The organism is Haloarcula salinisoli, assembly GCF_019599405.1.
Classification (GTDB): Archaea; Halobacteriota; Halobacteria; order Halobacteriales; family Haloarculaceae; genus Haloarcula; species Haloarcula salinisoli.
This window is the reverse complement of sequence record NZ_RKLQ01000001.1, coordinates 243,305-264,624: the sequence shown is the minus strand read 5'-3', so window position 1 is coordinate 264,624 and position 21,320 is coordinate 243,305. Positions and strand designations below refer to the sequence as shown.

General features: G+C 65.7%; 27 protein-coding genes and 1 pseudogene. 12 read left to right on the top strand and 16 right to left on the bottom strand.

Annotated features, from left to right (window positions below):
- Positions 1–40 precede the first annotated feature (40 nt).
- The gene (locus EGD98_RS01400) at positions 41–208 is read left to right on the top strand and encodes a hypothetical protein (protein WP_220586558.1); all 168 of its coding nucleotides are present in this window, start codon (positions 41–43) and stop codon (positions 206–208) included.
- Entirely contained in the window at positions 205–546 is a 342-nt protein-coding gene (locus tag EGD98_RS01395; RefSeq protein ID WP_220586557.1) for a DUF7344 domain-containing protein, read from the top strand. Before EGD98_RS01400 ends, EGD98_RS01395 begins: the two co-directional genes overlap by 4 nt.
- A gap of 30 nt (positions 547–576) precedes the next feature.
- On the opposite strand, the gene EGD98_RS01390 is transcribed toward EGD98_RS01395, so the two are convergent.
- Entirely contained in the window at positions 577–1,293 is a 717-nt protein-coding gene (locus tag EGD98_RS01390; RefSeq protein WP_220586556.1) for a DUF547 domain-containing protein, read from the bottom strand.
- 161 nt (positions 1,294–1,454) lie between these two features.
- On the opposite strand from EGD98_RS01390, the gene EGD98_RS01385 reads away from it, so the two are divergent.
- The 4 genes from EGD98_RS01385 to aspS all read left to right on the top strand — a co-directional run bounded on the left by EGD98_RS01385 (position 1,455) and on the right by aspS (position 4,336).
- On the top strand, positions 1,455–2,174 hold the full coding sequence (locus EGD98_RS01385; RefSeq protein WP_220586555.1) for a phosphoglycerol geranylgeranyltransferase: 720 nt from the start codon (positions 1,455–1,457) through the stop codon (positions 2,172–2,174).
- Between the two features lie 24 nt (positions 2,175–2,198).
- Entirely contained in the window at positions 2,199–2,528 is a 330-nt protein-coding gene (locus tag EGD98_RS01380) for a hypothetical protein (RefSeq protein ID WP_220586554.1), read from the top strand.
- An 83-nt stretch (positions 2,529–2,611) separates the two neighbouring features.
- Complete coding sequence (locus EGD98_RS01375; protein ID WP_220586553.1) at positions 2,612–2,863, top strand: hypothetical protein; 252 nt, start codon at positions 2,612–2,614, stop codon at positions 2,861–2,863.
- A 168-nt stretch (positions 2,864–3,031) separates the two neighbouring features.
- Positions 3,032–4,336: an aspartate--tRNA(Asn) ligase gene (aspS, locus tag EGD98_RS01370; protein ID WP_220586552.1), complete on the top strand. Its 1,305-nt coding sequence runs from the start codon at positions 3,032–3,034 to the stop codon at positions 4,334–4,336.
- Between the two features lie 122 nt (positions 4,337–4,458).
- Here the strand turns inward: aspS and EGD98_RS01365 are convergent, their stop codons facing one another.
- From EGD98_RS01365 to EGD98_RS01335, 7 genes are all read right to left on the bottom strand, one after another.
- Positions 4,459–5,298 (bottom strand): bacteriorhodopsin, encoded by an 840-nt coding sequence (locus tag EGD98_RS01365; RefSeq protein WP_220586551.1) that lies wholly within the window; start codon positions 5,296–5,298, stop codon positions 4,459–4,461.
- A gap of 77 nt (positions 5,299–5,375) precedes the next feature.
- The gene (locus EGD98_RS01360) at positions 5,376–6,131 is read right to left on the bottom strand and encodes an aldo/keto reductase (RefSeq protein ID WP_220586550.1); all 756 of its coding nucleotides are present in this window, start codon (positions 6,129–6,131) and stop codon (positions 5,376–5,378) included.
- Positions 6,132–6,173: 42 nt separating this feature from the next.
- Positions 6,174–6,533, bottom strand: coding sequence for a DUF7344 domain-containing protein (locus tag EGD98_RS01355; RefSeq protein WP_220588015.1), 360 nt, complete (start codon positions 6,531–6,533; stop codon positions 6,174–6,176).
- Between the two features lie 141 nt (positions 6,534–6,674).
- Positions 6,675–10,175, bottom strand: a complete 3,501-nt coding sequence (locus EGD98_RS01350) for a PAS domain S-box protein (RefSeq protein ID WP_220586549.1) — start codon at positions 10,173–10,175, stop codon at positions 6,675–6,677.
- 141 nt (positions 10,176–10,316) lie between these two features.
- The gene (locus tag EGD98_RS01345) at positions 10,317–10,532 is read right to left on the bottom strand and encodes a KEOPS complex subunit Pcc1 (protein ID WP_236039277.1); all 216 of its coding nucleotides are present in this window, start codon (positions 10,530–10,532) and stop codon (positions 10,317–10,319) included.
- A 41-nt stretch (positions 10,533–10,573) separates the two neighbouring features.
- Entirely contained in the window at positions 10,574–10,708 is a 135-nt protein-coding gene (locus EGD98_RS01340) for a DNA-directed RNA polymerase subunit P (protein ID WP_166968497.1), read from the bottom strand.
- Positions 10,709–10,731: 23 nt separating this feature from the next.
- Positions 10,732–11,040, bottom strand: a complete 309-nt coding sequence (locus tag EGD98_RS01335; RefSeq protein WP_220588014.1) for a 50S ribosomal protein L37ae — start codon at positions 11,038–11,040, stop codon at positions 10,732–10,734.
- A gap of 78 nt (positions 11,041–11,118) precedes the next feature.
- Here EGD98_RS01335 and EGD98_RS01330 point away from each other — a divergent pair, with 78 nt between their 5' ends.
- On the top strand, positions 11,119–11,343 hold the full coding sequence (locus tag EGD98_RS01330) for a hypothetical protein (protein WP_220586547.1): 225 nt from the start codon (positions 11,119–11,121) through the stop codon (positions 11,341–11,343).
- Positions 11,344–11,404: 61 nt separating this feature from the next.
- Positions 11,405–12,046: a hypothetical protein gene (locus EGD98_RS01325; RefSeq protein ID WP_220586546.1), complete on the top strand. Its 642-nt coding sequence runs from the start codon at positions 11,405–11,407 to the stop codon at positions 12,044–12,046.
- Position 12,047: 1 nt separating this feature from the next.
- Here the strand turns inward: EGD98_RS01325 and EGD98_RS01320 are convergent, their stop codons facing one another.
- Positions 12,048–12,779, bottom strand: a complete 732-nt coding sequence (locus tag EGD98_RS01320; protein ID WP_220586545.1) for a DUF2103 domain-containing protein — start codon at positions 12,777–12,779, stop codon at positions 12,048–12,050.
- Positions 12,780–13,219: 440 nt separating this feature from the next.
- The gene (gene truD / locus EGD98_RS01315) at positions 13,220–14,647 is read right to left on the bottom strand and encodes a tRNA pseudouridine(13) synthase TruD (RefSeq protein WP_220586544.1); all 1,428 of its coding nucleotides are present in this window, start codon (positions 14,645–14,647) and stop codon (positions 13,220–13,222) included.
- 103 nt (positions 14,648–14,750) lie between these two features.
- Here truD and EGD98_RS01310 point away from each other — a divergent pair, with 103 nt between their 5' ends.
- A complete protein-coding gene (locus tag EGD98_RS01310; protein WP_220586543.1) occupies positions 14,751–15,326 on the top strand; it encodes an Ig-like domain-containing protein in 576 nt (191 codons plus the stop codon).
- Between the two features lie 33 nt (positions 15,327–15,359).
- On the opposite strand, the gene EGD98_RS01305 is transcribed toward EGD98_RS01310, so the two are convergent.
- Positions 15,360–16,706 carry an MFS transporter gene (locus EGD98_RS01305; protein ID WP_220586542.1) on the bottom strand — a complete coding sequence of 449 codons (1,347 nt, stop codon included), beginning with the start codon at positions 16,704–16,706 and terminating at the stop codon, positions 15,360–15,362.
- A 157-nt stretch (positions 16,707–16,863) separates the two neighbouring features.
- Here EGD98_RS01305 and EGD98_RS01300 point away from each other — a divergent pair, with 157 nt between their 5' ends.
- On the top strand, positions 16,864–17,037 hold the full coding sequence (locus tag EGD98_RS01300; RefSeq protein ID WP_220586541.1) for a hypothetical protein: 174 nt from the start codon (positions 16,864–16,866) through the stop codon (positions 17,035–17,037).
- A gap of 26 nt (positions 17,038–17,063) precedes the next feature.
- Here the strand turns inward: EGD98_RS01300 and psmB are convergent, their stop codons facing one another.
- From psmB to EGD98_RS01280, 4 genes are all read right to left on the bottom strand, one after another.
- Positions 17,064–17,756, bottom strand: coding sequence for an archaeal proteasome endopeptidase complex subunit beta (psmB, locus tag EGD98_RS01295; protein WP_220586540.1), 693 nt, complete (start codon positions 17,754–17,756; stop codon positions 17,064–17,066).
- Complete coding sequence (psmA, locus tag EGD98_RS01290; RefSeq protein WP_220586539.1) at positions 17,756–18,490, bottom strand: archaeal proteasome endopeptidase complex subunit alpha; 735 nt, start codon at positions 18,488–18,490, stop codon at positions 17,756–17,758. Before psmA ends, psmB begins: the two co-directional genes overlap by 1 nt.
- Positions 18,491–18,559: 69 nt before the next feature.
- The gene (pth2, locus tag EGD98_RS01285) at positions 18,560–18,898 is read right to left on the bottom strand and encodes a peptidyl-tRNA hydrolase Pth2 (RefSeq protein WP_220586538.1); all 339 of its coding nucleotides are present in this window, start codon (positions 18,896–18,898) and stop codon (positions 18,560–18,562) included.
- A 264-nt stretch (positions 18,899–19,162) separates the two neighbouring features.
- Positions 19,163–19,729: a DUF4352 domain-containing protein gene (locus tag EGD98_RS01280; RefSeq protein ID WP_220586537.1), complete on the bottom strand. Its 567-nt coding sequence runs from the start codon at positions 19,727–19,729 to the stop codon at positions 19,163–19,165.
- A 143-nt stretch (positions 19,730–19,872) separates the two neighbouring features.
- Between EGD98_RS01280 and EGD98_RS01275 the strand changes: the two are divergent.
- Positions 19,873–19,965: pseudogene (locus tag EGD98_RS01275) on the top strand (dCTP deaminase); the annotation flags it as partial.
- 46 nt (positions 19,966–20,011) lie between these two features.
- On the opposite strand, the gene EGD98_RS01270 reads toward EGD98_RS01275, so the two are convergent.
- Complete coding sequence (locus EGD98_RS01270) at positions 20,012–20,572, bottom strand: BGTF surface domain-containing protein (RefSeq protein WP_220586536.1); 561 nt, start codon at positions 20,570–20,572, stop codon at positions 20,012–20,014.
- 141 nt (positions 20,573–20,713) lie between these two features.
- On the opposite strand from EGD98_RS01270, the gene dcd reads away from it, so the two are divergent.
- Positions 20,714–21,301 carry a dCTP deaminase gene (gene dcd / locus EGD98_RS01265; protein WP_220586535.1) on the top strand — a complete coding sequence of 196 codons (588 nt, stop codon included), beginning with the start codon at positions 20,714–20,716 and terminating at the stop codon, positions 21,299–21,301.
- Positions 21,302–21,320 lie beyond the last annotated feature (19 nt).

Sequence of the window (21,320 nt, the reverse complement as noted above, 5' to 3'; positions counted from 1 at the left end):
TTTCAATGCTGACAGTGCAGTTTCATATATGGACAATATCATGACATCTGACAGCGGCGCCCGCTCGCCGGCCACTCCGCAGGCAGACCGCCTTCGCCGGCGAGTGACGCGGACGAGCGCGAACGCGTCGGTCAACCAGCGGGTCACGCCGGCGGGGCGCGTTCGGCACGCGGCCGCCTCGACCGACAGGGGGTATGGGGACCGATGACCGGACAGGAGACACGAACCCAACCATCGCTAGACGCCGCCCTGACCGCTCTCGCCGACCGCAAGCGCCGCCGAGTCCTCGTCTCGCTGTTTGGTTCCGGGCCGGAGAGCCCGTCACCACCCCTGCATCTGCATGAGCTCCACCGAGTCGAGACAGAGCCCCAATCGTTCGAGATAGATATGTGTCACGTCCACCTCCCGAAACTGGCCGACGAGGGGTATATCCAGTGGGACCGAGACACCGGCGAGATAGCGCGGGGGCCACGCTTCGATGAGCTCCGACCACTGCTCGATTGTCTCGTCGAGAACGCTGACGAACTCTCCGGTGACGTGTTCTAGCCCGGTATCGGGCGTGCGGACCGGCTCGTGTCAGCCGGCGAACGTCGGCGTCTCGCGCGACCAGTCCCAGTCGAGATAGTCGAGGTCGACGGACGCCTCGGGCAACTGGTCGTACCGGCGAAGGAACGCCCGAACCCCGGCCCGGCCGCCGAAATCGCCCGGGAACCAGCGGAAAACCCGCGGGACGCTGACCACACCCGCGTCGTGGTCGTACTCGACGGTGGCGTCGAGATACGTCCGTGTCGCGGTGTCGAGCTGGTCGTCGACGACGGCCGGCTCGTAGGCGCGAATCGCCGGACAGCTCGCTGCGCCACAGTGCAATGCGAAGTGGATGCGCGGGTCCACGGCGGCGAGCTTGTAGCGGTGTTCGAAGCTATCGGGGAGCAATCGGGGCAGATACCCCAGCCCGTACTTCGAACGCGAGCCCCGCAGGATGCCGTGCTCGATGGCGTCAAGCCCGAGCGGGTGGCCGGCGACGGTCAGCGCCGGCGCGCGGAAGAAGCGCCAGTGAGAGTCGTACAGTTCGGGCCGCTCGGCGAGGAGCCGCGTCGTCCCCGCGTTGTAGCAGTTCAGCCAGAACGCGAGCCCGGTCTCGTGGTCCTCGCGAACGGGCGCGAGTGCGGCCTCCGAACAGTCAGCCAGCGCCGACAGTAACGGCTCGGGCTCGGCGTCGGTCCGCAACGCCACCAGCAGCTCCGCGGCCAGTTCCGTCGGCGTGGCCCTCGCGTGCTCGCCGGTCGATGCCATGGCAGATCGGACGGCCGCAGGGTGAAAAAGGCTTCCGCGGGTGTGTTCGAACCTCGTCAGCGCTCGCGGTGGCGGCTCACCCGCTGGTGGTGACGTGTGCCGACTCACTCCTGTTTCGCCCATCCGAAGCGGTTATGCCGTCAGACGAACGTCCCATCCGTATGAGCGACTGGGCGGACTGGGACCACATCACCAAAATCGACCCCGACAAGACGCTGTACGCCGACGAGACATACGAGGACGTGGCGGCGACCGGGACCGACGCCATCGAAGTCGGCGGCACCACCGGGATGACCGAGGAGAAGATGAAACGGGTCGTCGACGCCTGTGGCAAACACGACATCCCCGTCTACATCGAGCCCTCGAACCCCGCGTCGGTCGTCCACAGCGACCGCCACGACGGCTATCTCATCCCCGTCGTGATGAACGCCGGCGACGTCACCTGGATTACGGGCGCCCACAAGGAGTGGATTCGCATCGACGACGAGATAGACTGGTCGCGCACCTTCACGGAGGCCTACATCGTGATGAACCCCGACGCCTCCGTCGCCACCTACACGCAGGCCAACTGCGACCTCGAAGCCGACGAAGTGGCCGCCTACGCCGAGGCCGCCGAACACCTGCTGGGCCAGGAGATAATCTACGTCGAGTACTCCGGGATGCTGGGTGACACCGAGAAGGTCGCCGCCGCGGCCGACATCTTAGACGAGGCCACCCTCTTCTACGGCGGCGGCATCCACGACTACGACTCCGCCCGCACGATGGCCGAACACGCCGACACCATCGTCGTCGGTGACCTGGTCCACGACGAGGGCGTCGAGGCGGTCCGCGAGACCGTCAAGGGTGCACAGGACGCCAAGGCCGCGAAAGCGACCGAGTAAGCGACTTGGTTCTCCACTCGTCTGATGGGCCAGCTGACAGCTGAGTCGCTCTTTCTCGTCGCCGTTATGACCGTGACGGGCCTATTTCTCGTCTGGCTCGGTCGCTATATCAGACGCACAGAGGACCTGTCGCTCGTGGCCGGCGCTCGCGGGGCGACGGTGACCGACGCCGCGGCGCTCACGACGCTAGTCGGGCGGGTGACCACCGCGACCGGTGTCCTCACTGTGCTGGTCGGGCTGGTGGACCCACTGGTCGGGTCGCCAGAGCGGGGCCTGCTGTGGGGCGGCTACATCGTCCTCGCGCTGGCGCTTGCGGGCTGGGCGCACTGGCGGTCGAGGGAGTTCACGGAGTGAGCCAGAGTCGGGCCTGCGACCGGACGCGCTAGCATTATTCCGTGTCAGAAACGCTTATATTCTACCTTTCTTATATTGCAGTAATGCTCGACCTGTTTCCCAACTCGTTGCGCGACCTCGTCGAGACCGCCGTTCGACGGTACATCGTACGACTGAAGCGATTCATCATCATCATGATACTCGGCCTCGTGGGAATCGTCTTCGTCACGTACGGGACAGAGTATCTCGTCTCGCTGGGCCTCGGTGAGACGGTGGCGGGATATCTGACGCGAGGCATCGTCATCGGAGCAGTGGTCCTGGGCGCCGTCATGATGATCTGGCAGGCCGAGCGGTGACTCGGTAACAGTCACCGCGTCGCCTTCGAGACGCCTCACTTCGTTCGGCGTCTCGCCGCTCCTCCACGGCTCACTCCGTTCGCCGTGTCCGTATCGAGGTGACTCACTTCGTTCGTCACCTCGCACAGAAAGACTGTCCTTAAGTCCCACCCATCAATAGCTGCCCCCATGGACGACCGAACCTACACCGCAGACGCCGAGCCGGGCGACCACGTCACCGTCGCCGGCTGGGTCCACGAGATTCGCGACCTCGGTGGTATCGCCTTCCTCATCCTCCGGGACACCACCGGGAAGATTCAGGTCAAGTTCGAGAAAGACGAGATGGACGACGAGCTGGTCGAGACCGGACTCGGCGTCCAGCGCGAGTCGGTCATCAGCGTGACGGGCGAGGTCGAAGAGGAGCCGCGTGCCCCGACCGGTGTCGAGGTCACGCCCGAGTCGGTCGACGTGATTTCGGAGGCCGACCCGGAACTGCCGCTGGACCCCTCCGGCAAGGTCGACGCCGAGCTCCCGACTCGACTGGACAACCGCACGCTGGACCTCCGCAAGGACGAGGTCAAGGCCATCTTCGAGATTCGCGCCGAAGTGCTGCGGTCGGTGCGCGAGGCCTTCCGCGAGCTGGGTGGTACGGAGATCAACACGCCGAAAATCGTCGCCACGGGGACCGAGGGCGGCACCGAGCTGTTCCCCATCACCTACTTCGGCCAGGAAGCGTTCATGAACCAGAGCCCGCAGCTGTTCAAGCAGCTGATGGTCGGCTCCGGGCTGGAGCGGGTCTTCGAGATCGGCCCCATCTTCCGTGCCGAGGAGCACAACACGCCGCGGCACCTCAACGAGGCCACCAGCATCGACTTCGAGTCGGCCTTCTACGACCACACGGAGGCGATGGACGCCTGCGAACACGTCGTGAAGGCGGCCTACGAGGGCGTCGCACAGAACTGCCAGGACGAACTGGAAGCGCTCGGGCTCGAAGACGAATTCGAGGCCCCCGAGGGTGACTTCCCGCGGCTCACCTACCAGGAGGCCCTCGACGAGATAAACGCCACGGGCGAGCTGGACGAGCCGCTGGTCTGGGGCGACGACCTCTCGACGGAGGCCGAACACGTGCTGGGCCAGGAAGTCGGCGAGCACTACTTCATCACCGACTGGCCCAGCGAGATCAAGCCGTTCTACATCAAGGACCACGACGACGACGAGGAGATCTCGACCGGCTTCGACATGATGCACCCGTCGATGGAACTGGTCTCGGGCGGCCAGCGTGAGCACCGCTACGACCACCTCGTCTCCGGCTTCGAACAGCAGGGCCTGGACCCGGAAGCCTTCGAGTACTACACCAAGATGTTCAAGTACGGGATGCCGCCCCACGCCGGCTGGGGCCTGGGTGGCGAACGCCTGGTCATGACGATGCTCGGGCTGGAGAACATCCGAGAAGCTGTTCTGTTCCCGCGAGACCGCCAGCGCCTGTCTCCCTGAGACGGCGCTGGCCGTTGAGCGGGAGCTTGTCACGAGCGTAGCGAAGTGACAGCCTCTTCGGCAGCATCCCCGGTTTCATCGCGTACCTGCTCGTCCGGGAGTGATTAGGGGACGCGCCGGCGTCAGTCGTCGACCGGTGCGGCGCCGCCGGCCTCCGAACCGGCCGTCACGCCCGACTCGGAGACGACGCCCTCGTTGGCCGCGACCCAGCGCAGGAGCAGGAACGCGAAGACGTACTTCGCACCGATGTCGAGCGCCGAGTAGCCCCAGGAGGTGAGGCCGACGCTCTGGACGAGCGCGAGTCCCTCGACGCCCAGCGCCCAGATGATCGGATAGCCCAGCCACAGCACGACGGTCAGTGCCCGGAGAGTGCCGAATATCTCGTCGGTGTCGGCCGCGGCGGCTGATTTGGGCCACTCGACGAGGATGGCGTACAACACCACGATGAAGAACGCACAGCTGATGAGATAGAAGGCCCACCGGAGGGCGTACGACGAGGTGACGAGCGCGGCCGCGAGGCCGGTGATACACATCCCGATGTCGGCGACGATGACGGTAAAGAGGCTAGGGGTGTCGACCTTCGCCAAGAGCCCGAGCGCCAGCAGTATCATCGGCGTCGACAGCGCCCAGGTCAGGTAGCGGCCCCACTGGCTCATCACTTCCTCGCCGGCCAGCGCGTGGCCGGCCGGCATCTCGATGAACCCGACTGTCAGCCCCGAGAGGAGGCCGGTGTAACTCGAGATGGAGACCAGCGGAATCATCAACGTCGCTGCGAAGATGAACTTCGCCCGGGGGTCGGTCACGTTCCGGCCCATATACACGAACAACAGCGCCGAAAAGCCGGCGAGCGCGATGTTCACCCAGAGGGACGACGACAGTAACACGTCGTTCTGGATTGCCTCTACGGCCTCCGCCTGCGTGGCCTGGAGCAGTGCTGCCGTTGCCGTTGCTGGAGATGACATACATTTGATATAGACGGTGAGCACGTAAAGTCGGCTACCCCAACCCAATAGGTACGACGGCCGATTTTCCGTCTCACTTACTCCGGGAACAGCTCCTCTTCCCGGTCGATGGCCTCGATGGCGTCGATATCCCCCGCCGCCAGTTCCAGCCGGGTGGCCTCAAGGTTCGCTTCGAGATGCGCCCGGGAGGACGCCTTCGGGATGGTCACGACGTTGTCGTAGCTCGTGGCCCAGGCGATGGCGACGGCGGCGGGCGTCGTCTCGTGTCGCTGGGCGATAGCCTGGATAGTGGGGTCCTCGAACACCAGCCCGCCGGCGAGCGGCGAGTACGCGACCAGCGGGTAGTCCTCGCGCTGTGCGTGCCCGAGCAGCGCCTCGTCCCGGAAGAAGGGGTGAAACTCCACCTGATGGGCGGCGATGTCGTCGACGTACTCGTCGGCCGTCCGGACCTGGTCGAGCGTGAAGTTCGAGAGGCCGATACCGTCAGTGAGTCCAGTTGCCCGGACCCGTTCGAGGGCGGGCAGCGTCGTCGCGGGGTCGTAGTCGCCGCGAGGTCGGTGGACGTACAGCAGGTCCACGGCGTCGAGTCCGAGGCGGTCGAGACTCCGTTCGGTGCCGGCACGCACCGCGTCGGCGGCGAGGCTGTCGGTCCAGAGTTTGGTCGCGACGACGCAGTCCTCGAGGTCGCCACCCGCGAGCCCGTCCCCGACGACGGCTTCGTTGTCGTATATCTGGGCGGTGTCGATGTGAGTGTACCCGACATCGAGGGCGGCAGCGACGACACTCGGGTCGTCGACGCCCATCGTGCCGAGACCGACCGGCGGGAGGTCCATGCGTGGTGGAGGGCCGGCGGGGACCTACGACTGTCGGTCGTATTAGAACTCGTTGCGCTTGGTGACGGCGTCGGCGTGTTCGGCCCACTTCTCGACGGTGGCGTGGCCCCAGTAGTGGACGGCACCGCTCCGTTCGTCGAAGTCGAGCAGGCCGAGACGGTCCAGTTCGGGCAGGTGGGTCTCGACCAGCGCCTGCTCGACGGCCTCGACGGTGGCCTCCGAGTCGGCTACCCCGCTCGCCTGCGCCCGTCTGGCCACGGCAGTCGCCAGTGTGCCGGCCTCGACCCCTGTGTCGTCGCAGGTCACGAGGTACCGACAGACCGCGCGCCGTCGCCAGTCCGACAGCGCCGCGAAGACGTCGTCTATCACCGGTGTCCTGAGACCCCGGTCCTGGGGAGTCATCCCCTGCCACTGCTCACCGCGTGGGCCTTGTTGCTGTTCGCTCATTTCCCGTATTATACCTAGAACCGATGGGAACATCAACTGACCACCTAGTTGTCTAGGTAACTGCTTGCCGTCCGAACCTTCTAGGTGAAGTGACCCTCACATATCAAGTATCTTGCCCAACAGGTTACGCTCGGCCCGTCGGAGATGCTGGTGTAGCGTCGAGGAAGCGATATCGAGCGTCTCGGCCAGTTGTTCGGCAGTCGTATCCCGGGGCCATTCGTAGTAGCCCGCGAGATAGGCCGAGCGGAGCACTTCCCGTTGCCGGTCGGTCAGTTCGTCACAGAGAGAGAGACTGTCGCCCTCGTCCGTCGGCTGGCGGTCCCGGGCCTGTTTGACGACCAGCTCGAACCCGGGTGCGTGCTCCGATAGCGTATCGAGTATCGTCCGCGGCTCGGCGTCGAGCGGGGCCTCGACGGTGATGGTGAGTGACTCGCCGTCCGCGACGAAGTCGATGGGCCTGACGCCGACATCGAGGAGCGCGGACTGATAGGACCCGGCCGCCCTGAGTTCGATGACACCGCTGTCCCCGTCGGCGCGGATGACCCGCCCATTCGGAACGGAGTCGTGGTCGAGGAAATCCGGTAACACAGCCTCCGGCGGTGCGCCCTCGACGGTCATGTACGCCAGCACCTCGTCACCGAGGTCGACGCTCCCGGAGCCCCGGAGCACGCAGTCGTGTTTCGTGGCCACGTCCAGCGGGTAGGCCTCCGGTGACGTCGACTGGAACTCCATCTCGACGACGCGGTCGTGGGCCAGAAGCTGTCGGTTCTGGACGGCCGTGTAGGCAAAGCCGACCATCTCGCCCAGCACCGTGAAGGCCTCGACGGCGCGCTGGCTGAACGCCTCGGGACGGTTGGCGTAGACGGCGAGGACGCCGTGGATGGCCTCGTCGTGGCGCAGCGGGACCACGAGCGCCGAGCGGAACTCCCGGGCCAGCGCCGCGTCCCGCCACGACGCGACCCGGTCGTCGGTCTCGATATCGTGGACGACCTGGGCCTCACCGGTTCGAATCGCTTCCGTGCCGGGGTTGCCGTCGCCGGCGTCGGAGCGCTCGGAGACGATGTCCAGATAACCGTCGTCGTCCCCGGCGACAGTCTTGCGCCGGAGCTGCGTGCTCGCCCCCTCGCGCTCGCCGATACACGCGAACTGGTAGAGCTCCGACTCTACGAGGCGGTCACACACCGTCTCTTCGATAGCCGACCGGGTCGCCGCCGACCCCAGCGCGCCGATGACGTCGTGGATGAGGCCGTGGACCTGCGCGAGCGTCGCCAGTTCGTCGCGCTGTGTCTCGAGTTCGCGCTGGCGCTCCTTGCGCTCGGTGATGTCCTGGTGGATGCCGACGGCGCGCAGCGGCCTGCCGTCGTCGTCGCGGTCGACGACACGGCCGATGTCGCGTGTCCACCGATACTCCCCCGAGTTCGTCCGCAGCCGGTACTCACAGTGGAAGGTATGGCTCCCGCCCGCGAGATGCGTGTCCATCGTCTCCCACACGCGGTCTGAGTCCTCCGGGTGGACCAGCTCCTCCCACGTCTCCAGCCGGGGGGCGAGCTCCGACACCGAGTAGCCGAGCATCCCGGCCCAGCGATCGTCGAAGGCAATCTCGCCGGTCTCGACGTTCCAGTCCCAGACGCCGAGTTCGGCGCCCTCGAGTGCGAGTTCGAGCCGCTCTGTCGTCTGTTCGAGTTCCCGCTCGCGTTCGATTCGGTCGGTGATATCCCGGTAGAGCCAGATGTTCGCCGGTCCGGTCGGGAGGTCGACCGGGAGGTAACTGCGCTGGAAGACGCGCCCGTCGGCCAGTTCGAGGTGTTCGTTGAGCCGGCGTTGGCGCCCGTCCGGCAGCCGCTCCAGCGCCGACAGAAACGCCTCCCGGTCGGCGACGACATCGGCGATAGCCTCGGCGTTGTCCAGACAGTACGTGCCGACGAGGTCGTCGGGCGACTGGGGGATATCGAACAGGTCGACAAAGCGCTGGTTAACCGTGAGGATCTCCCGGTCGCTGTCCTCGACGAGGATACCCACCGGGAGCGCATCGAACAGCGTCGACAGCAGCGTGTTCGACTGTTCGAGCTCGCGTTCCCGCTGTACCCGTTCGGTGACGTTCTGTGCGAGCGCCATCCCGGAGACGACCGCCCCGTCGCTGTCCCGTATCGGAATCGTCTGAATCTCGTAGTGTCGGCCGAAGACAGTGGCGTGGAAGGAACTCTCCTCGCCGACCAGGGCGTCCTGGTGGGCCTGTTCGAGCCGGTCGGCGTTCTCCGGCGGGAACACCGCAGACGGCGTCTGGCCGAGTATGTCCGACTGGTCGAGCCCCACCCGTTCCAGTTCGTCGCCACCCGCCATCGTATACTGCAGGTCGTCGTCGAAGAGGAAGACGGCGCCGTTGGGGAAGTGGTCGACGATACCGTCGAACAGCTCCTTGCGTCGCTCCAGTTCCCGCTCGCGCTCGATTCGCTCGGTGATGTCGCGAGTGACACCCATCAGGCCGCTGTAGCCGCCGTCCTGGTCGTACAACAGCGTGTAGTGGATGGATATCTCACGTTCGGTGCCGTCCTTGCGCTGGAAGGTCAGGTCGACCGTGGTGCTGTCTCGCTCGGAGGAAAGCAGCTCCGCGATGGTCCGCTGGCCCTTCTCCAGTTCGCCCGGTGCCAGCGTCTGCTCGGCGTGTTCACCGCGCAGTTCGGCCGGCTCGTAGCCCAGGTTCTTCGCGAACGACTCGTTACAGAAGTCGATGATGCCCCGTTCGTCGAGCGTGTAGAGCCCGTCCTGTGCCTGCTCGGTCAGCAGTTCCAGCATCGAGAGCCGGGCGTCCCGCCCGGCCGTCTCGGTGACGTCCCTGACCAGAACGAACGACGTCGCCGTCGTCTCGTCGGGCAACGGATACCGCTGCAGGAGGAGATGGCGCTCGTTGGCCGCCGCCCCAGTCCGGATAGTCGTCGACTCCGGCGGGTCCCTACTGAACTGTTCGACCGCGATGACACCGCTCTGGTGCGCACAGAGGGCGGCCAGCTGCTCGTAGATATCGTCGGTCGCCGGCGGGTCGCTCGTCCCGACCAGTCCGACCAGCGACATACTTGACCAGACGATATCGCCGTCCTCGACGAGGAACACCGCCTGGCCGGTCTCGGCCTGCCGACTCACGCCGGCCAGAGCCTGCTGGAGCGCGTACTCGCTCCGTGCGGTCGGAGTGTCGACCGTGCTGATGACCTTCTCCGCGAGGAAGCCGCCGCGGTTCGTCGGCCCTTTCTCGACGACCGTCCGCATCGCGCCCGCGAGCGGGTCCGCCAGTTCCGTCGGCTCTCGCTCCGTGTAGACGATGACCGGCGCGTCGACGACATCGAGCAGCGGGCCGATGTCCCCTAGCCCGACTGGGTCCACGACCAGACAGGCCGGCGGCGTCGCCGTTGCCACCTCGACAGCGGCCTCGACGGTACCGACACTCGCGACGGAGAGGTCGGACCGCTGGTCTGCCATCGCAGCCCGCGTCCGCTCGCGGACCGCCGCCTCCGCGTCGACGTACAGTACCTCGACGGCGCTGCTCGGCGCGGGCATGTCCGCACCGCCAACTATCAGTTCGCGACTGGTGGATTCGTTCGTCATACTACAGCGTCAGCTCGTTGATAGCATAACTGACAGAGCCGACGAACTATAGCGTATCGGTGCGTATCCATATGGATTCTTGTAGTCTCGTACCGGAGTCGCCGTGACGGCGACTCCCGGGACACAGCTACAAGAACCGTCTCAGTCCTGAGAAGCCGCCTCGGCGACCGACGAGAGCGTCAGCCACGTGTTACACCCCGCCCGCAGGGCGACGAGGTCGTCGGCCGCGACGGTCACGCACAGCGTCGCACCCTCGCGGGCCAGGCGGGCGGTTGTCCGGTCCCCCTCGATGTCACCGATTTCGGGCCGGAGGCTCCGCTCGACGCAGCGAGCCACCGACTCGTCAGGGTAGTCCAGCCGAAAAACAGTGCGGTGGGGCGGGCCCGTACGCTGGGGCGTCACTTGACGTCGATTTCTTTGACGTCGGGCGAGCGCTCCTTCAGCAGCACGCGGTGGCCGCAGTACGGACAGCGGACGCCACCGTACTCGTCGAGTGTTACGTCGCGCTTACAGCGTGAACACTTGTAGCTCATAGCTGACAGATTGGGTTCGAGCGTTATTCCTCGTCTTCGGCGAGTGCAGCGCGGATGGAGCGACGGACCGTCTTGCCGCCGGGGGTCTCGGGCTTGTAGCTCCCACCGGTGTACTTGTAATCGCAGTAGCTACACTGCCAGATGCCCGTGCCCTGCCGGTCGACCTGGTCCTCGCCGCAGTTCGGACAGGTGTGGTCCTCGTTCATCTCCGCCTCGATCTCCGCGACGCGACGCCGTGAGACGCGACCGTAGCGAGCGCCGAATCGGCCGGAGCTGCCGGTCTTCCCGCTCTTGCTAGCCATAGTACCCATTGGTCGGCCCAGCGGCCACATAAGCCCTTCGAGATACGGCGTTGTCGAGGGTGCCATCCACAGCGATTAACCGGCTCGACGATGAACGCCTGCAACGCCATGGACGAAGTACTGGAAGTCGTCGACGTCGTCGCGGATTCGGGCTTCGAGGGTATCGTCACGTGGTTGCTCCGCCTCGTCGGGCTCGTACTGCTGCTCGCGGGGCTTGGTCTGTGGCTGTTCACCGAGATGGGGCTGCTAGTGCTCCCGGCACTGTGCATACTCGCCGGCCTGGTGTTGCTGGTGGCGCCCAGTGTCCTCCTGCTGGCAGCCGAGTTCGCGTGAGCGGTCTCGGCCTGCGCAGGCTGTAGACAGTCACAAGGCGGCCGCGGTCTAACCGCCGCCGATGGCTGTGACCGACGGCCTTCGGACGCGACTCGAGCGGGTCGCACCGGCCACCAGCGCCCGCATAGGCGAATCGAGGTTCCTGCTCGCCGGCGCGACGGCCGGGCTGGTCGGCTGGGGTGGGACGCAGATGCTTTTGTGGCTCGACCCGCCCGCGAGTGCCCTGCTCGCGACGGCGCTGTGGGCCGTCCTCGTCGGCGGCTTCGTCTCGCTGACGGTTCTGCACGGCCCCGACGCGGTGCGGTTCTCCGACCCGATGTTCGGCTGGGGCGTCGTCAACGGGACCGCGATGGCACTGACCGTCGGCGGCCTGGTCGACGTGGTCCCCGCTCGCCTGGCCTTCTGGACCGCCTGGGTCGGGGCGGCAACGCTGGGCTATCTGTGGACCGGCGGGCTACTCGTGCGAGCGGGCGCAGGTCGTCGTGGGTGGGGGTATCTGGCTGCGGGTGCCGTCGCGCTCGCAGTGCTCGCGCTGGGAACCGTCGCTTTCGACGCCGTCGCACCGGTCGCGTTCCTCCTGCTGGCGACGCTACACGCTATCCCGCTGGTACTCGACGCGAAGACGACTCTCTCGGCGGTCGCTCGCGGCGGCACAGTCTCGCTCGTGGTCTGTGGGCTCCTCGCCGTGGGGCTGGTCGTCTGAGCTACTCGTCCTGGAGCTCGGCCTCGACCAGCGCCTCGTTCAGGTCCGCCCGAACGTGCTCGCCGAGTTCGCGGTCCCCGGCGGTCGTCACCACGCGGTTCTCCTGGACGCTGGAGCCATCGCGAATCAGGACCCGGACGTTCCCGTTGGCGTCGGCCCGTGTCGCCTTCGCCCGCACGCCCGTCGGCGAGGACGCCCCGCCGGCGTCGATAGGCCCCGGAATCACCTTCTTGACGTGTGGATGGCCGGCGACGGTGTAGATGACCCGCTGGCCCGCTCGGCCGCCGATGAGCGTCGAGTGGCTCCCGCCCAGTTTCGACTCGGGCGGGGCGTCCACGACTTCCAGAGCCGGCTCGCCCTGCCGGTCGATGACCCGCTGGACGGGGTCCTCGCCTTCCACCCGGAAGAACTCGTGGTGGAGCTGGCCCCTGACCGCGCTAATGACCGCCCGGTCGCCGGTGACGTACACCTCCTCGGGCCGTTTCCGTTGTACTTCGTCGGCGACGAGGCCGGCGAAGTTCCGCAGCTCGACGACCGCGTTCTGGTCGCTGCCCGACCCCTCGGGGGTCGTCGTCACCGTCCGTGCGCCGACCACCTCCCCGTCCAGCAGACAGGTGACCGTCGCCCGCTCGCGTTCGAGTTCCAGCACGACGGCGTCGGCGTTGGCAGTGCGACAGACCAGGCAGTAATCGCCCGGTCTATCTAACGCGGTGGCACACTGCCGGCAGTCCATACCGATTGGTAGGGTCGCAGGCGCGGATAAGCGAGGCGGTTCCTCGTCGACAACATTGCAGTTGGGGACAGGGCCGCGAGTGCAGACAGCCAGAAAGCCCCGATAGCAGTACAGGTGACCGCCACTGCGGACAGCCAGAAAGCCCCCGTGCGCTCGACTCCCGCGACTCGCTGCGCGCTTCGCTCACTTCGTTCGCTCCAGTGCTTGCTTCGTCGGGGTTCGTCGAGCGCACGGCCCCTTTCAGTCCCACCCGTAGCCGGCTGGTCAAACAGCGCTGGGTGGGACTGAAAGGGGCGGCCGTCTGAACGAAGGCAGGCGAAGTAAGGACCACAGCGAACGAAGTGAGCGAGGACCGCAACGAGCCTCCCGAGTTCAGACGGCCGGGGCTTTCTGGCTCTGAGAGGGAGTCGCAGTGAATCAGTAGGTCGACTACCCAAAAACTACTTCGCCGGGTCGTTCTTGCGGAACTCCCGGAGCAGGACGGTCGCGTAGCTCCCCTTTGGCAACGAGAACTCGAAGGTCAGGTCGTCGCCGTCTCGCTCGACGGAGAGTTCCGTCTGGACCTGGACCGCCCGTCGTGTTCCCGAGCTATCGAACTCCCCCGGAAGCGCGAAGTCATTCGGTTCCAGCCCCACGTCGTCGAGGACCTCGCGCTCTATCTCGCCCGCTTCGCCGTCGGCCAGTTCGGTCTCGGTGCCCACCAGCGGTGCGGTGACGAACGCCCGGCCGCGCTCGCAGTGGCGTTCGACGGTCCGCAGCCGTTTTCCGGTGACCCGCTGGATGCGGTCGGTGTCGGGCAGCGGGAGGTCGGCGGGCGCCTCGCTATCTCTGAAACATACCACGTCACCCTCGACGGGTCGGTCGAACGGCAGGCCCCGTTCGAGCCGCTCGGAGAGAATCCTGTTGAAGACGTACGACTGGGCGGCGTTGACAAAGAGCGTCTGGAGATTGGTGGGAAGGGTCTCGACGGCCTCGCGGAAGTCCGCTGCCGTCTCACCGCCGTTGTCTACCAGCGTGTGACACATCGACCGCTCGTAGCCCAGCGCTCGTGGAAGCCGCTCCAGCGCCCCCTGCCAGTCCTCGGTCTCGTCCACGTACTCACGGGCGGCCTGCGTGGCCTCGGGCTCGCGCTCGTGTGGATTGCCCACGTAGGCAAGCACCGCGTCTTTCCACGCCTCACGGACGATAGCGAGACCGACCTCGTGGGTGACCGGTCGGCGCGAACCGAACCGCTGCTGGCCGAAGTAGTTCGGGACGGCGACGGTGGTCTCGTCGTCCGGGAGGGCGTCGCCATCTGGCTCTCGCGGTTCGGTACCCTCACCGCTCGACGGTTCCGAGGCTCGCTCGTCCCGACGGGACTCGCGTGCCTCGCCACCGGCGAACCGCCGCAGGTCAGTGACGACGGACGCCGCGTTCTCGGGCGCGTCGGCGTCCCGAACGACGATTTCGAAGGCGTTGCCGGCGAGGTCGCCAAAGAGGATGGGGCGGCCGGCGCGGCCGACGACGTCGATGTCTGCCGCGTCCAGCTCCGGGAGGTCGTCCGGGTCGACCCCTTTCACCGAGAACAGCTGGCGGGTGACCGCTCGCTTGTCCTTCGTGCCCGCCCAGGAGACGCGCTCGCGGGAGATGCCCAGCTTGTCCGACAGCGCGCTGGCGAAGTCGTTGGTGTCCCAGTCGCGGAGTTGTGCCCGGAAGACGAGGTGGGGATATCCGCCCGTATCGGCGTCGACCGGCGCGGTGTCGAACGACTCCAGCTCGGTGACGCGGAAGTCCTCGGGGCTCGCCCGCAGATGGCCGCCCACGCCGTCGGCGTCGCTGACGTAGTACTCCATACCGACCACACGCTCGATGGGGTGGGCCTCGCGCATTGGGAGAGTGTTCGCGGCTCGCCGCTTAGGGTTGGCGTTCCGGTCGGCCCTCGGAGCTGTCAACTGGGGGAAAGCACTTACCGGCGCCGCTGAATCGACCGATATGGACCGCCGCCGATACCTGGCCCTCCTCGCGCTCGGACTCAGCGGCTGTGTCGGCGCTCCCGGCGACTCGACACCGACAAACACGGAGCCGGCACCCACTGACACCGAGATCACACCGACGCCGCGCCCGCCGGTGACCGACGCCACGCGGCGTGACGGTGGGGAGCCGGAGTGGACAGCTGTCCAGGGGCTCGAACCCGACGCCAGCCCGTTCGTCACCTACGTCGTCGGCAATCCAGTCGCTCGACCGACGGACATCGAACCGCGGTACGTCGTCGTCGAGAACCAGGCCGACGCGTCACAGACCATGACCGTGCGGGTCCGCGACCGGACTGCCGACCGGCCGGCCGTCGAGGAGGAGCTGTCGTTTCCGGCGGGTGGTATCTGCCAGCTAGAACTCGCCGAACCGGCCCGCTACGAGGTCACCGTCACCGCGAGCGGCGTGGAGACGACCGTCACGATATCGCGGTTCGACTGCAACGATGCCACCACGAGCATCTTCGTCGGTCCAGAGGGCACTGCCGAGACACAGACCATAAGCACCATGGTAGGCTGTGCGACTGCATCGGTGTAGTCGCCGACCCAGAGCAACCGAAAATACGGGCAGTCATTCGTACGGTTCGAACTCCTGCCCGAAGACGACGAAGTACGCGACACCGAGGACGCCGATAGCGGTCGCAGTGGCGAAGGCCAGTCGCGGGCCGGCCTGCAGCGTCGAGCCACCGACCTCGACTGCCCACTCGGCCCCGTAGAGCCACCCGCCCAGGGCGGCGCTGGGAATCACGAGCGTGTTCCGCACGAGGTAGTAGCTCCCGGTGACGCGGCCGCCGGCGTCACGCTGGGCGGGCCCGACGATGAGCGCCTTGTGTGCTGGCAGCCCAGCGAACCGAAGCCCGGAGTAGGCAAACAGCAGGAGGAGGACCCACTGGTTCGCCGGCGCGAAGATGAGGAGGAGGGGAAAGAGCGCATACACCGAAAAACCCAGCGTGACGGCGGGTTTGAGCCCGGCGTACTCCGCGAGCTTCGAGACGGGCGCCATCGAGAGGATGGCGACGACCATCTCCACCCCGAGCAGGATGCCGAAGAAGGCGTCGGGTCGCAGAGAGAGCCCGAAACCCGAAAAGCCCACAGCGAGGAACTCAGTGACGACGATGACGAAGAAGACGTACACCATCCCGTTGGCGAAGCGCACGAGGGTGTCCGCGACCAGCAGGGGTCGCAAGGGGGCCGGAAGCTCCCGCAGGTCCGTGAGTACCTGGCTGACGCCCTCGAAGGACTTGCCGAGCGTGTCCTCGCTCGCATCGTAGAGGTAGTGCTGGGCGACCGTCGCGACCGCACCGAAGGCGATAGCCACGAGCAGCACCGCCTGGAAACCGCCGACGAACGTCGCCGTCGCGGCGAGCAGCGCCGCGGCGATAAGCGGACCAAAGAGAAAGCCCAGCCGGCGGAACACTTCGGTACTCGCGAAACCCATCGCCAGCCGGTCGGGTGGGACGGCCTGCTTGACGATGGCGAAGGTCGCGCCCAGGCCGAACGACTTCCAGGCCTGTGCCAGAAAGAGCCCGACGAAGACGAACGTCCAGGCGGGCAGGGTCACCGGGCCAACGGTGAGCGAGCCGACGGCGGCGGCGAGATACCAGACGGCAAATCCCACCGTCGCGAGGACGCCGAAGGCGGTCAGGGCAAAGCGAGAGCCAAGCCGGTCCGAGACTGCACCCCCTGGATAGGGGTAGACGGCGCTGATGAGGTTGCCGACGCTGCCGTACAGCCCGATGACGCCGGCACTCGCACCCAGGACACGCATATACTCCGGGAGGTAGCGACTGGTCATCTGGAACGACAGGGAGAAAGCCAGCATCGACAGTGAGAGGACCAGCACGTCCCGTTCCAGCGCGAAGAACTGCCGGAACGAGTCGAGGGGGTCGACCGCCTCGTCGGCCTGGTCGGCTGCCATCGTGCGAAACCAGTTGGGCCCGGCACTTATATCCATCAAATAGACCGCTCCGGTCGCTATGGAGCTGTATAGCCGAATATAGAGTCGGTCCCTAACCGGCCCGTAGGCGGACGATAACGAGAACGGCGCCGCGTCGACTGCCGACAGGTGGCCTCACGTGGTCGACCACGACGGAACACAGCACGACCGAACAGCACCCGACGAGGGCGGACCGACCGACTGGTGGGAGGACTCCGACGTCGAGATAGAGGAGTTCAGCGGTATCAGAGTCGCACATCTCCCGGAGGTCGACGACGCGTGGATATCCGGCTGGGTAGAGGTACCGCGATAGCGCGAGGAAAGCGAACGAAAAGGCCGCTATTCGGCCGACTCGTAGTCGTCGAAGCGGTCGATGTCGACGCCCTCGTCGGTGATCTCGGCGAGGACGATTCCGTTGCCGGAACCGGTGTCACGTTCGGCCGCAGCCTGGACGGCGCGGATGGCCAGGCCACGGGCCTCCTCGATGCTCATCTCGGGGTCGTAGTTGCCCTCGATAGTCCCGGTCGCGACCATCGTCCCGGAGCCCGTAACCGTATACTCGTCCTGCAGGACGCCGCCGGCCGGGTCGACACTGTAGACGTGGCTGCCCTCCTCGTCGACCCCGCCGATGATGGGGTTGATGGCGAAGAACGGGCCGCCCCGGGCGAAGTTGCCCGCGAGCGTCGCCAGCGCGTGGATGCTGAGTGGCTCGTCACGGCGGACTTCATAGAGGTTCGCTTCCGAGCGCAGCGAGCGGATAAAGGACTGGGCGCCGCCGACGCTGCCGACCAGCGTCATGGCCGCAGTCGGGTGAATCTGCTCGACTTTGGTGACCGACTTGTTCGAGACGAACCGGCCGCCCAGCGAGGCGCGTCGGTCCGTCGCGATGACGACGCCGTCCTCGGTCGAGATACCGACCGTGGTCGTCCCGGTCTTGGTTACGTTCTCCTCGTCACGCCCCTCGGCGTCGGATGGGATGGTGCCGACTTCGGGCTCGTAGGCGTCGGTGAGACGGTTCTCTGGGTCGTACATTATTCGTCACCTCCGAGTTCGAACTCGCTCAGCCGCTCGGCGATGTCGTCCTCGTCGAGCTTGCTGAACTGCTGGTGCTCGACGTCGATAGTCGCGATGTCGACGCCGGTCGCGTCGAGCCCGTCCTCGTTGACCGAGGCCAGGGCCCGGAGTGCGAGCTCGACGCCGCCTTCGAGGTCCATCTCCTCGGTGTACTCGTCTTCGAGGTACGTCTGGATGTCCTCGCGGGAGCCGCCGATGGCGACGGCCTGCCACTCGTAGGGCGTCCCGGAGGGGTCGGTTTCGAAGAGGCGGGGCTCGCCGTCCTCGATACCGGCGACCAGCAGCGCGACGCCGAACGGGCGCGCGCCGCCCGTCTGGGTGTACTGCTGGATGTAGTCGGTGACCTCCTTGGTCAGCGACTCGACGCTTGCAGGCTCGTCGTAGCGCAGGCGGTTGACCTGGGCCTGTCGGCGCGCCACGTCGATGAGCTGGCGGGCGTCGGCGACGTGGCCGGCGCTCGCGACGCCGACGTGGTCGTCGATCTCGTGGATCTTCTCGATGCTATCGCGCTCGATGAGCGGCGACCGGGCGTGGCGGTCGGCTGCCAGCACCACGCCGTCGGCGGTGCGGACGCCGACGCTCGCGGTACCGCGTTTGACTGCCTCGCGTGCGTACTCGACCTGGTAGAGGCGTCCGTCCGGGGAGAAGATGGTTATCCCGCGGTCGTAGGCCTGCTGTTCGTTTCCTTGCATTGTGGTGTACTCTGTTGTTCACCTGAGGTTAGTGTTTCTGGTATATAATTACTTCGGCGCTCGCTGCCCTCAGTACAGCGAGAGGTCGCCAGTGATTCGGTCGACCACGTCCTCTTTCCCCGGTCCCACCGCGAGTGCGGTGACGGTGCCGGGTTCGAGTTGCGTGTGGCCGGCGTCTCTGACGACGGCATGTGGCAGGCCAGCGCGTTCGGCCGCGTCGGCGAGTTCGAACAGCTCGGACTCACCGTTCGCCTTGAGGACGACCTTCTTCTGGCCCGAGCCCTTCCAGGACTTGCGGACCTGCCGACCGGTGTCCTCGTAGGCCGACAGCGATGCGTGGGCGACCTGGGCGGCGAGTTTCCCCTCGCCCATACCGATGTCGGCCCGCGCGACGATGGCCTGCTTCATACTCCCACCATAGCGACCGGTACATAAACCCCCGTCGGAGTCCCGCCGCGGTTGCACGTACCACAGGGCACTTACCGGATGGGCACGGACTGAGACGCTCGATATCAACTTTGTGGGCTGTCTGATCCCTTGGCGTTCACACTGTTGCTATCGGTGTTGCCGTCGTGCCGACGAGAGGAAAAATAACTCTACACGACCACTCAATGTGTCTTCCGGGTGTACCACGCTGAAGTGAAAGTCACTATCTACCCGGCCTCAGCCAATTTACTCCTCGAGAGTTCCAATATTCACGCGTTGGCTCGACGCGTCCGAGAAGTATCCGATTGGTTCGACGAGCAATTGATACGTCGCTCCCGGGTTGAGGTCGAAAACGACGGCACCTGAAACACTGAGGCCTGGATTCAACTGTTCGAACGATATCGATTCGGCATCGATACGAGGATCAGAGTCAACGTACACGCCAGCCCCTGCGTCAGCATCGAATTGCTGTTCCTCCTCATTGACCATCTTGAGATGGTTCGACGAGATGTCCACCGTCTCGTCGGTCTGGTTGGTCATTTTCAACACGAGGACAGCAAACACCCCGCTGGCCTCCTCACTGGAGTACTGGCCGCCAATCTCGTTGTACGCCGTGGCCGACTCGACGATGTACTCCACCGTCTGGTCGCCGTTGCCGACGGTGAATGTATCGCCGATTTCGTGTGGCTCGGGAGTCGAACCGCCGTTACCACCGTTGCTATTACCATCACCGCTGCTGGTATCGCCGGAACAGCCCGCAAGTATCGCAGTTATTGAGGCCGCCGTGCCGCTGAGGACCGTTCTTCGTTGCATACCATCTAACTATCAACATATTATAAAAATGCACCTATTAATATATTTCTTAAATTAAAACGTTTATTTTCTTTTAATTTCACGGAAACATACCCCGCGGACTGGATAGTCGAGGGGCGGTCTCGCGCCACTGTCACGGTGAGGAGTTCCAACACGCCAATATCCCCTGTATCCACCCCAACAGCGAAAACGGGGTCGACGAGTACTTCGAAGAGACCGAAATCGATGACGACGGTAATCGAGGCAAGCCCAGCAGAAAGCTCTGCAACAGAACGTGACAGCCTAGACGACGCGACCGGGGGCCTCGGTCAGCGTCTCGTCGTCGTCGGGGTCTACCCGGACGCGAACGGTGAACTCCGACCCCTCTTCCGTATCCGACATGTCGACGCGGGCCGAAAAGGTCCCGTCGACGGCGACCACCGGGGCCGCCCGCTTGACGAAGGGGTCACTCGGCGTCTCACTGTCTATCTCGACATCGAGTTCGGCGCTGGGCTCTCGGTCAGTGGTCCCCTGAATCTCCTGCCAAGGGGCGTTGTCTAGCGTGAGGATGTCGCCCTCGTACTGTAGCTGGGTCCCTGTCGGCGTCTCGGTTTCCGTCGGCGTCTCCGCGTCCGTCGGCGTCTCGGTTTCCGCCGGCGTCTCGGTTTCCGCCGGCGTCTCCGTCTCTGTCGGCGTCTCTGTGTCCGTCGGTGTGCCCGTGGGCGACGCTGCGTCTGTCGGCGCCACGTCCGTCTCGCCAGTGGGTGTCTCCGTCGCCGTTTCCTCGGCTGACAGGCGGAGGCACCCGGCGGTGCCGGTCGATATAAGTGCTACGGCCGCCGAAAAGAAGCCTCGTCGGTCCATATTCGAGCCGCGTGTCTCTTATATAATAAGTTTTGTCGTGTGAATGAAACTCGGCAGTGTCTCGGTCACTCCGAAATGGGCGGCCCGCAGGTCCACTTCGAGACAGGATACTTTAGGTCCCCCACGCCGCTACGTCGGGTAATGATACTCTCCGATGCGGACATCCTCCGCCGGCTCGAAGAGGGCGACCTCGTCGTCGAGCCCCTCGACGACCCCGACATCCAGATTCAGCCCGCCAGCGTCGACCTGCGGCTGGGCCGTGAGTTCCTGGAGTTCCAGCACGCCAACATCCCCTGTATCCACCCCAACGCCGAGGCCGAGGTCGACGAGTACGTCGAACTGACCGAAATCGACGAGGACGGCGAGTATATCCTCCACCCCGGCGACTTCGTGCTGGGGACCACCCACGAGCGCGTCGAGATTCCCGCCGACCTCATCGCCCACGTCGAGGGTCGCTCCTCGCTTGGCCGCCTCGCCATCGTCGTCCACGCCACTGCGGGACTGTGTGACCCCGGGTACAAGGGCCAGATAACGCTGGAACTCTCCAACCTGGGGACCGCACCGGTCGCGCTCACACCCGGGATGCGCATCTCCCAGCTCACTTTCACGGAGTTGAAGACGCCCGCCGACCGCCCGTACGGCGCCGAACGGGGCTCGAAGTACCAGGACCAGTCCGGGCCGCAGGCGAGCAAGATACAGGGTGATAGAGAGTTTGGGGGGGACCAATGAGCGACGGGAGTGGTCGGTA

Excerpts from the sequence above, each read along its gene's own strand:
- EGD98_RS01280 (WP_220586537.1), bottom strand. The coding sequence starts at position 19,729 with ATGCAACGAAGAACGGTCCTCAGCGGCACGGCGGCCTCAATAACTGCG.
- EGD98_RS01335 (WP_220588014.1), bottom strand. The coding sequence starts at position 11,040 with ATGTGGCCGCTGGGCCGACCAATGGGTACTATGGCTAGCAAGAGCGGG.
- EGD98_RS01395 (WP_220586557.1), top strand. The coding sequence starts at position 205 with ATGACCGGACAGGAGACACGAACCCAACCATCGCTAGACGCCGCCCTG.
- EGD98_RS01340 (WP_166968497.1), bottom strand. The coding sequence starts at position 10,708 with ATGAGCTACAAGTGTTCACGCTGTAAGCGCGACGTAACACTCGACGAG.
- aspS (WP_220586552.1), top strand. The coding sequence starts at position 3,032 with ATGGACGACCGAACCTACACCGCAGACGCCGAGCCGGGCGACCACGTC.
- EGD98_RS01365 (WP_220586551.1), bottom strand. The coding sequence starts at position 5,298 with ATGTCATCTCCAGCAACGGCAACGGCAGCACTGCTCCAGGCCACGCAG.
- EGD98_RS01350 (WP_220586549.1), bottom strand. The coding sequence starts at position 10,175 with ATGACGAACGAATCCACCAGTCGCGAACTGATAGTTGGCGGTGCGGAC.
- EGD98_RS01320 (WP_220586545.1), bottom strand. The coding sequence starts at position 12,779 with ATGGACTGCCGGCAGTGTGCCACCGCGTTAGATAGACCGGGCGATTAC.
- EGD98_RS01330 (WP_220586547.1), top strand. The coding sequence starts at position 11,119 with ATGGACGAAGTACTGGAAGTCGTCGACGTCGTCGCGGATTCGGGCTTC.
- EGD98_RS01305 (WP_220586542.1), bottom strand. The coding sequence starts at position 16,706 with ATGGCAGCCGACCAGGCCGACGAGGCGGTCGACCCCCTCGACTCGTTC.
- EGD98_RS01380 (WP_220586554.1), top strand. The coding sequence starts at position 2,199 with ATGGGCCAGCTGACAGCTGAGTCGCTCTTTCTCGTCGCCGTTATGACC.
- EGD98_RS01375 (WP_220586553.1), top strand. The coding sequence starts at position 2,612 with ATGCTCGACCTGTTTCCCAACTCGTTGCGCGACCTCGTCGAGACCGCC.
- EGD98_RS01360 (WP_220586550.1), bottom strand. The coding sequence starts at position 6,131 with ATGGACCTCCCGCCGGTCGGTCTCGGCACGATGGGCGTCGACGACCCG.
- pth2 (WP_220586538.1), bottom strand. The coding sequence starts at position 18,898 with ATGAAGCAGGCCATCGTCGCGCGGGCCGACATCGGTATGGGCGAGGGG.
- EGD98_RS01310 (WP_220586543.1), top strand. The coding sequence starts at position 14,751 with ATGGACCGCCGCCGATACCTGGCCCTCCTCGCGCTCGGACTCAGCGGC.
- EGD98_RS01390 (WP_220586556.1), bottom strand. The coding sequence starts at position 1,293 with ATGGCATCGACCGGCGAGCACGCGAGGGCCACGCCGACGGAACTGGCC.
- EGD98_RS01325 (WP_220586546.1), top strand. The coding sequence starts at position 11,405 with ATGGCTGTGACCGACGGCCTTCGGACGCGACTCGAGCGGGTCGCACCG.
- EGD98_RS01385 (WP_220586555.1), top strand. The coding sequence starts at position 1,455 with ATGAGCGACTGGGCGGACTGGGACCACATCACCAAAATCGACCCCGAC.
- truD (WP_220586544.1), bottom strand. The coding sequence starts at position 14,647 with ATGCGCGAGGCCCACCCCATCGAGCGTGTGGTCGGTATGGAGTACTAC.
- EGD98_RS01270 (WP_220586536.1), bottom strand. The coding sequence starts at position 20,572 with ATGGACCGACGAGGCTTCTTTTCGGCGGCCGTAGCACTTATATCGACC.
- dcd (WP_220586535.1), top strand. The coding sequence starts at position 20,714 with ATGATACTCTCCGATGCGGACATCCTCCGCCGGCTCGAAGAGGGCGAC.
- EGD98_RS01355 (WP_220588015.1), bottom strand. The coding sequence starts at position 6,533 with ATGACTCCCCAGGACCGGGGTCTCAGGACACCGGTGATAGACGACGTC.
- psmB (WP_220586540.1), bottom strand. The coding sequence starts at position 17,756 with ATGTACGACCCAGAGAACCGTCTCACCGACGCCTACGAGCCCGAAGTC.
- psmA (WP_220586539.1), bottom strand. The coding sequence starts at position 18,490 with ATGCAAGGAAACGAACAGCAGGCCTACGACCGCGGGATAACCATCTTC.
- EGD98_RS01400 (WP_220586558.1), top strand. The coding sequence starts at position 41 with ATGACATCTGACAGCGGCGCCCGCTCGCCGGCCACTCCGCAGGCAGAC.